Below are 7,333 nucleotides of genomic sequence, written 5' to 3' on the forward strand. Positions count from 1 at the left end.
GCCGGCCTGGCGCAGGTGGTTTCCATTGATGATGATGCATCCTGGGGCCTGAGCTGCACGTGAACGGGGATGATCCCGAAGCGGTTGTGTTCGCTGCGCAGCTGGCCTTCGAGTTCCGCCAGAAGTTCGCCAAGGACGTGGTCATCGACCTGATGTGCTACCGCCGTTGGGGCCACAACGAAGCCGACGAACCGGCGATCACCCAGCCGCTGATGTACCAGGTGATCCGCAAGCACCCGACCACCCGCGAGCTGTACGCCGAGCAGCTGGAAAAGGCAGGCGTGATCGCCGCCGGCGCCGGCAAGGCGATGGTCGATGCCTACCGCGACAAGCTCGACGGTGGCGAAGTGACCACCGAACTGGCCAAGGTCGAGAAGACTCCGCCGACCAGCCCGCTGTTCGTCGATTGGCCGAAGCTGCTGGAAGGCAAGCTGTCCGATGAGATCTCCACCAAGGTGGGCATGGACAAGCTGGTCGAGCTGGCCACGCTGATCAACACCGTGCCGGAAGAAGTGCAGCTGCACTCGCGCGTGGCCAAGGTCTACGACGACCGTCGCAGGATGGCCGCTGGCGAGATCCCGGGCGACTGGGGCTTTGCCGAGAACCTGGCCTACGCCACCCTGCTCGACGAAGGCCATGCACTGCGCCTGGTCGGCCAGGACGTGGGCCGCGGCACCTTCACCCACCGTCACGCGATCCTGCACGACCAGAAGACCGACAACTACTACATGCCGCTGCGGCAGTTGGTGGATTCGCCGGAGAAGGCCACCGTCATCGATTCGCTGCTGAGCGAAGAAGCGGTGATGGCCTACGAGTACGGCTTCTCGACCACCGATCCCAACACCCTGTGCATCTGGGAAGGCCAGTTCGGCGACTTCGCCAACGGCGCCCAGGTGGTGATCGACCAGTTCATCGCCGCCGGTGAAGCCAAGTGGGGCCGCATTTCCGGCCTGACCCTGCTGCTGCCGCACGGTTATGAAGGGCAAGGCCCGGAACACAGCTCGGCGCGCCTGGAGCGCTTCCTGCAGCTGTGTGCACTGGAAAACATGCTCGTCGTGGTGCCGTCCACACCTGCACAGGCCTTCCACATGCTGCGCCGCCAGCTTCACCTGACCACCCGCAAGCCGCTGGTGGTGATGTCGCCCAAGTCGCTGCTGCGCCACAAGCTGGCCGTGTCGACCCTGGACGAACTGGCAAACGGCGAGTTCCAGCACCTGATCGGCGACGCCAATGCCGATGCCAGGAAGGTCAAGCGCGTGGTGCTGTGCTCGGGCAAGGTCTACTACGACCTGCTGGAAGACCAGACCAAGCGTGGCCAGGACGACGTGGCGATCATCCGCGTGGAGCAGCTGTATCCGTTCCCGCGTGCGCTGCTGGCTGCCGAACTGAAGAAGTACGGCAAGGCCACCGACGTGGTGTGGACGCAGGAAGAACCGCAGAACCAGGGGGCGTGGTACCAGATCCGCCACCACCTGCAGTTCTGCCTGGCCGATGGCCAGAACCTGCACTACGCCGGTCGCGCACGTTCGGCTTCGCCGGCTGCCGGTCACATGGCTGACCACGTCCGCGAACAGCAGCAGCTGGTCGCCGATGCACTGGTCAACCCGTTCAACGACACGTTCGCTGAATAATCCTCCCCCTATTTAGAAGACAAACCAGGAAGCTCCCGCAATGGCCACCGAAGTCAAAGCCCCGGTACTGCCCGAATCCGTCGCCGACGGCATCCGGGCTGCTGTTCGCCGGCGTCGGTGCGGTGCTGGTGCTGGCCACGCTGGTGGCCGAAACGCTGCGCTGGCGTCAGCGCGGCAGGCCCAGCGCGGTGATCGCCAACCTGGTGTCGCGCATCCGCGCGTGGTGGGTGATGGCGATCGTGGTCGGGCTGGCGCTGTTCTTTGGCCGTGCCGGTGTGATCGTGCTGTTCGCGATCATTTCTTTGTTCGCGCTGCGCGAGTTCATCACCCTGGCGCCCACGCGCTCGGGCGATTACTACGCACTGCTGGCCGCGTTCTACATCGTGCTGCCGTGGCAGTACTACCTGGTGTGGATCGACTGGTACGGCATGTACACGCTGCTGATTCCGGTCTACGCGTTCCTGTTCCTGCCGATCCTGTCGACCATCGGTGGCGACACCACGCATTACCTGGAACGCACGGCCAAGGTGCAGTGGGGCCTGATGATCTGCGTGTTCTGCATTTCGCACGTGCCTTTGCTGCTGAATCTGCGCGTGCCCGGCCACGATCCGGCGCGCAACGTACTGCTGTTCGCGTTCCTGGTGATCGTGGTGCAGTCCTCGGACGTGCTGCAGTACATCTGGGGCAAGCTGCTGGGCAAGCGCCTGATCGCGCCGAAGCTGTCGCCGTCGAAGACGGTGGAAGGATTCGTCGGCGGCGTACTCAGTGCCAGCGTGTTGGGGGCGGCGCTGTGGTGGATCACCCCGTTCACGCCGCTGCAGGCATTCGGGTTGTCGCTGCTGATCAACCTGATGGGGTTCTGGGGCGGCCTGGTGATGTCGGCCATCAAGCGCGACCGCGGGATCAAGGACTGGGGGCACATGATCGAGGGCCATGGTGGCATGCTCGACCGGCTCGATTCTGTGTGCTTCGCCGCGCCGGTGTTCTTCCATGTGGTGCGGTATTACTGGAAGGCGGGCGGGGGCGGGTAATTCCGCTGGGCGTTCATCCACGCATGGCGTGGATCTACGGCGCGTGACCGGCCGATGCAATGGTAGTGCCGGCCGCCGGCCGGCAGTTGCCGGCCAGCGGCCGGCACTACCACTGCGGTGCGCTTATGCGCTGATGCCGTATTCCTTCAGCTTCTTGCGCAGGGTGGCGCGGTGGATGCCCAGCATCGCCGCGGCGCGGCTCTGGTTGCCTTCGCAGTGGTTGAGCACTTCCACGAACAACGGAATTTCCATCTCGCGCAGCACGATCTCGTAGACATCGTCCGCGTCGCAGCCATCGAGGTCGCGCAGGTAGCGGCGCACGGACTGGGCGACGTGCTCGCGCAGCGGTGGCCGGGCAGCGCCACGACTGTTGTCAGGACGAGAAAGGACAGCGTTCAAGGGGATTCCCGATTCGGTGGCCCGTGCGCGCGGAGCGCGCGGCCGGACGAGGTGGTGGCGGTCAGTCTAGCGCGAGCGTGCCCGCCCTGCCACGGCTGGACGCCATCGACCCTTTCACAGGAATTCGAAGGTGAATGCGACCGTGGCTGCGGCCGGCTCCTGCACGCGGAAGGCGATGCGTGCGCTCTGGCCCGGTTCCAGCAGGGCCGCGCCCGGGTTCTCGCCCAGGTACTGCGCAGGCGGGAACACACCGGTGCCGATCACCCGACCATCGGCATCGGCCAGCGACAGGCGCAGGTCGGGCCATGCCTGCGCCCAGCGCGCATCATTGCGGATGCTCGCCTGTACCTGCAGCACGCCCGCCTGGCCGGGCAACGGGCGGATCTCGCGGCTGGTCATGGTCAATGCCGTGGGTTCGCGCCATGCCGGCAGGCTGCAGCGCAGGACGCCGCACAGTGCGCTGAGCCATGGGCGATGGCCGGCGTCGGCTGCCAACCGCGTTCTGTCGGCCAGCACGCTCTGCAGCACCAGCAGCAGTGCCAGCGCGGCGACCACCGCCCAATGCCAGCGCGGTGCCGGCAGGGCACGCGGGCGCACGCCGAGGAAGCTGGGCGCATCGCTGGCCGGCGCGGTCGCGGGGGGCGCGTCGACGCTGGCGGAGGGTGCGATGACCGCGGCCTCAACCGGTTGCGGTTCCGGCAGGGCTGACATTTCCACCGCCGGTCCGGCCGGTAGGTCGAACGTTGCCGTCTCGTCGGTGGCTGCTGCTGCCGTGCCCTCAGCGGGGTCCTGCGCGTGTGCGGTCCCGGGCGCCGCATCGGCTCCCGGCGCGGGGCGCAGGAAGGTGGCAAGCGGACGACGCGGCGGGTTCGGCTCGGACATGCTCAGGGTGCAGGTTCGGATCCAGCGGTCATTCAACCACGATCAGGCGCGGCGTACGCCGGTGATGCGCATCCAGTCGCCATCCTGGGTGGCCTGCAGGTCATCGAACCACGCAGCGTAGCGTTGCAGCAGTTCGCCTTCCTGGCCATGCAGGATGCCCGACAGAGCGATGCGGCCACCGGCAGCGACACGTGCGGCCAGCAGTTCGGCCAGCGCATCCAGCGCCGAGGCCAGGATGTTGGCGACCACGATGGGGTAGGTGGCCACCGGTTCGTCCTGGGGCAGGTAGAGGTGCATGCGTGCCTGCTCGCCATTGCGCTCGGCATTGTCGGCGGTGGCCACCAGTGCCTGCGGGTCGTTGTCCACGCCGATGGCTTCGGCGGCGCCGAGCTTCAGCGCGGCCAGGGCGAGGATGCCCGAGCCACAGCCGAAGTCGAGCACGCGCTGGCCCTGCAGCAGGCCCTCCACGGCCAGCTGGTCCAGCCAGCGCAGGCACAGGGCGGTGGTCGGGTGGGTGCCAGAGCCGAAGGCCAGGCCCGGGTCCAGGCGCACCACGGCGGCATCGGCGGCCTGCGCGGCCTCGGGCAATTCATGGTTCCACGGCACGATCCAGGTACGGCTGCCGAAATCCATCGGCTGGAACTGGTCCAGCCAAGCGCGTTCCCAGTCTTCGTCCTCGACCGCGCGGAAGCTGCCGCCGGTCCAGTCCAGTCCAGGGTCGAAGGCCTCCAGCGCGGCCAGCAGCACCAAGGCATTGCTGTCGGCGGGGAACAGCGCGCTCAGCACCAGGGTGTCCCAAAGGGGGGTTTCGCCCACGCCTGGCTCGAGGATGGCCTGCTCGTTGCTGGTGTCGGCTTCTGCATCGAGCAGGGTGACCGCCAACGCGCCCACGTCCTCCAGCGCGTTTTCATAGCGGGGCTGGGTGGCTTCGGTGCAGCGCAGGGTCAGTTCCAGGAACGGCATGGCGGTGGGGGTAATCGCGGGAAAGGGGGCCATGCTAGACCATCCGGTCGTCTCCGTATGCCTTGAGATGCAGGGCGGGGCGGAACGAGATCGATTCAGACACGCCTCACAGGCCTTGCTAGACTTGGCCTCTTCCTGCCCGACGTGCCGTAATCGACCGCCGATGGCCCTCGCCCCGTCCCTGAAAACCTGGTTGCTCGTACTGCCCGCCGTGGCCGTGCTGGGCGTGGCCGGTTACCGGGCCAGCGGGCATGCCCGGGGTGCGCAGCTGGACGTGGGCGCGCCGCTGGCCGTATCGACGGCCCGCGTGGAGGAGGCGCTGCAACCGGTGATGCCTGAAGCGCTTGCCCGCCGTCTGGCCGGCTTCGAGCGCGGCACCGGGCTGCCCTCGGGCCTGCCGCTGGACCTGCGCGCTGACATCGAAGGCGAGACCGACCTGTTCGCGTATGCGCAGCGGCTGAAGGCACAGGCCGACCAGGGCAACCACGAAGCCCGCTGGATGCTCAGCCGTGTTTACGACTACTGCGCGCAGTACGCGCTTGATCCTGGCGGCTACCGGCTGGACAACAACGTGCTGGCCGGACTGGGCCTGAGCGCGGCACCGGCGATGGTGCAGGCGCGCGAACGCGTGGCGCAGCGCTGCGGCGGTTTCGTGCCGGGCGACAACCTGGGGCCGTCGCTGGTGTTCAACGAACGCCGCCGCGCCGCCCTGCAGGGCAACCTTGCCGCCGAAGCGGCGCTGTTTGCAGACGGTGAGCCGCTGCACAGCAATGACCAGTACCGCCGCGACCTGGTGGAACGCGTGCGCGCCTCGCGCGACCCGGAGGCCTACATGGCCCTGGCGCCGGGCATGGGCGTGCGTGCGGCCGGCGACAAGGCGCTGGTGAACATGGTGGCCGGTGAACAGCTCAGTGAGATGGCCTGGCGCGTCGCGGCCTGTCAGCTTGGCCTGCCATGCGGGGCCGACAGCGTGCTGATGAACAGCTACTGCGCCAACGGCGGCATCTGTTCGCAGGATGCGACGCAGGATTTCCAGGATTTCGTGTATGACGCTGCGGTATCGCGGCAAGGTGCGGGGAAGATGAACGAATGGATCAGGCAATTGATTGGAAAGAGGAACGGGCAATGAATTACCGTCGATTCCTGCACGGAGCCAAGTTCTGGTTCTGGGTGGCGTTGTTTGTCGCGTATTCGGCCGGCGCGGTTGGCCTGTTGATGATCGACACCTACGAAGATCGCTACCGGCACCTTTCCAAGGTTGAACTGACCACGGTGAAGGCGCAGGAAGACGTGCGCCGCGCCGGTGCCAGCCAGGTGGCGGCGGTGTATCGCGCGCAGAGTGGCGCACCGTTTGCCTCGTTGCCGGCGGGCAGCACCTTCCAGGTGGTCTGGCCTGATGGTTCGACCGAGACCATGGTGATCGTCGATCCAACCTCGCCCAACGGTGTGCGCCCGCTGGCCGACACGCAGATTCCTGCGGAAGTCGCCGGCAAGCGCTGACGCGCTTCTGTAGAGCCGAGCCCATGCTCGGCTGCTGTTCCCGGCAAGCCGAGCATGGGCTCGGCGCTACAGGAAAGAAAAAAGGGCGGGGAAGTCCCCGCCCTTTCCGTGTCCAGCCGCTGGTGTTGATCAGGTCAGCGCGATGGGCTTGTTCTTGCGTTCGGCCAAGCGCTTTTCCAGATAGTGGATGTTCTGCCCACCGGCCTGGAAGCCCTTGTCGCGCATGATGCGCTGCTGCAGGGCGACGTTGGTCTTGATGCCATCGACCACCATCTCGCTCAGCGCCACTCGCATGCGGGCGATGGCGGTTTCGCGGTCCGGGCCGTGCACGATCAGCTTGCCGATCATCGAGTCGTAGTTCGACGGCACGCGGTAGCCACTGTAGATGTGGGTGTCCACGCGCACGCCGGGTCCGCCCGGCGGATGGAAGCCGGTGATGGTGCCCGGGCTCGGCACGAAGGTTTCCGCATCTTCGGCGTTGATGCGGCATTCGATGGCATGGCCGGTCAGCACCACGTCACTCTGTTTGATCGACAGCTTCTGGCCAGCGGCGATCTTCAGCTGCTCGGCCACCAGGTCGATGCCGGTGACCATTTCGGTGACCGGATGTTCCACCTGGATGCGGGTGTTCATTTCGATGAAGTAGAAGCGGCCGTCTTCGTACAGGAACTCGAAGGTGCCGGCGCCGCGGTAGCCGATGCGTACGCAGGCTTCGGTGCACACCTTGCCGATCTGCTCGCGCTGTTCGGCGCTGATGCCCGGTGCCGGTGCTTCTTCCACCACCTTCTGGTGACGGCGCTGCATCGAGCAGTCGCGCTCACCCAGGTGGATGGCGTTGCCCTGGCCGTCGGCCAGCACCTGGATCTCCACGTGGCGCGGGCGCGGCCGAAGCCGTAGCCGTAGCCGTAGCCAACGCACGCGACTGCG

The 7,333-nt window shown here is 66.7% G+C and carries 6 protein-coding genes and 2 pseudogenes; 4 read left to right on the forward strand and 4 right to left on the reverse strand.

Annotation, left to right across the window (positions count from 1 at the left end):
- Positions 1–47: 47 nt before the first annotated feature.
- Together ACQKDV_RS17310 and ACQKDV_RS17315 are read left to right on the forward strand one after the other, a co-directional pair.
- Positions 48–1,631: pseudogene (locus ACQKDV_RS17310) on the forward strand (2-oxoglutarate dehydrogenase E1 component); the annotation flags it as partial.
- A gap of 98 nt (positions 1,632–1,729) precedes the next feature.
- Positions 1,730–2,662 (forward strand): phosphatidate cytidylyltransferase, encoded by a 933-nt coding sequence (locus tag ACQKDV_RS17315; protein ID WP_427785385.1) that lies wholly within the window; start codon positions 1,730–1,732, stop codon positions 2,660–2,662.
- A gap of 123 nt (positions 2,663–2,785) precedes the next feature.
- Here the strand turns inward: ACQKDV_RS17315 and fis are convergent, their stop codons facing one another.
- The 3 genes from fis to prmA all read right to left on the reverse strand — a co-directional run bounded on the left by fis (position 2,786) and on the right by prmA (position 4,906).
- Positions 2,786–3,061 (reverse strand): DNA-binding transcriptional regulator Fis, encoded by a 276-nt coding sequence (fis, locus tag ACQKDV_RS17320; RefSeq protein ID WP_006397198.1) that lies wholly within the window; start codon positions 3,059–3,061, stop codon positions 2,786–2,788.
- 114 nt (positions 3,062–3,175) lie between these two features.
- Positions 3,176–3,943, reverse strand: coding sequence for a DUF3426 domain-containing protein (locus ACQKDV_RS17325; protein WP_427785380.1), 768 nt, complete (start codon positions 3,941–3,943; stop codon positions 3,176–3,178).
- A gap of 42 nt (positions 3,944–3,985) precedes the next feature.
- A complete protein-coding gene (prmA, locus tag ACQKDV_RS17330) occupies positions 3,986–4,906 on the reverse strand; it encodes a 50S ribosomal protein L11 methyltransferase (protein ID WP_427785387.1) in 921 nt (306 codons plus the stop codon).
- A gap of 163 nt (positions 4,907–5,069) precedes the next feature.
- Between prmA and ACQKDV_RS17335 the strand changes: the two genes are divergently transcribed.
- Both ACQKDV_RS17335 and ACQKDV_RS17340 read left to right on the forward strand, forming a co-directional pair.
- Positions 5,070–6,035, forward strand: a complete 966-nt coding sequence (locus ACQKDV_RS17335; protein WP_427785382.1) for a hypothetical protein — start codon at positions 5,070–5,072, stop codon at positions 6,033–6,035.
- Positions 6,032–6,406: a hypothetical protein gene (locus ACQKDV_RS17340; protein ID WP_427785383.1), complete on the forward strand. Its 375-nt coding sequence runs from the start codon at positions 6,032–6,034 to the stop codon at positions 6,404–6,406. Before ACQKDV_RS17335 ends, ACQKDV_RS17340 begins: the two co-directional genes overlap by 4 nt.
- Before the next feature lie 129 nt (positions 6,407–6,535).
- Here ACQKDV_RS17340 and ACQKDV_RS17345 read toward each other — a convergent pair.
- A pseudogene (locus ACQKDV_RS17345) lies at positions 6,536–7,333 on the reverse strand (acetyl-CoA carboxylase biotin carboxylase subunit); the annotation flags it as partial.

Source organism: Stenotrophomonas sp. NPDC077659, assembly GCF_050268705.1.
GTDB lineage: Bacteria > Pseudomonadota > Gammaproteobacteria > Xanthomonadales > Xanthomonadaceae > Stenotrophomonas.

Coding starts and splice junctions, on each gene's coding strand:
- ACQKDV_RS17340 (WP_427785383.1), top strand. CDS start 6,032: ATGAATTACCGTCGATTCCTGCACGGAGCCAAGTTCTGGTTCTGGGTG.
- prmA (WP_427785387.1), bottom strand. CDS start 4,906: ATGCCGTTCCTGGAACTGACCCTGCGCTGCACCGAAGCCACCCAGCCC.
- ACQKDV_RS17325 (WP_427785380.1), bottom strand. CDS start 3,943: ATGTCCGAGCCGAACCCGCCGCGTCGTCCGCTTGCCACCTTCCTGCGC.
- ACQKDV_RS17335 (WP_427785382.1), top strand. CDS start 5,070: ATGGCCCTCGCCCCGTCCCTGAAAACCTGGTTGCTCGTACTGCCCGCC.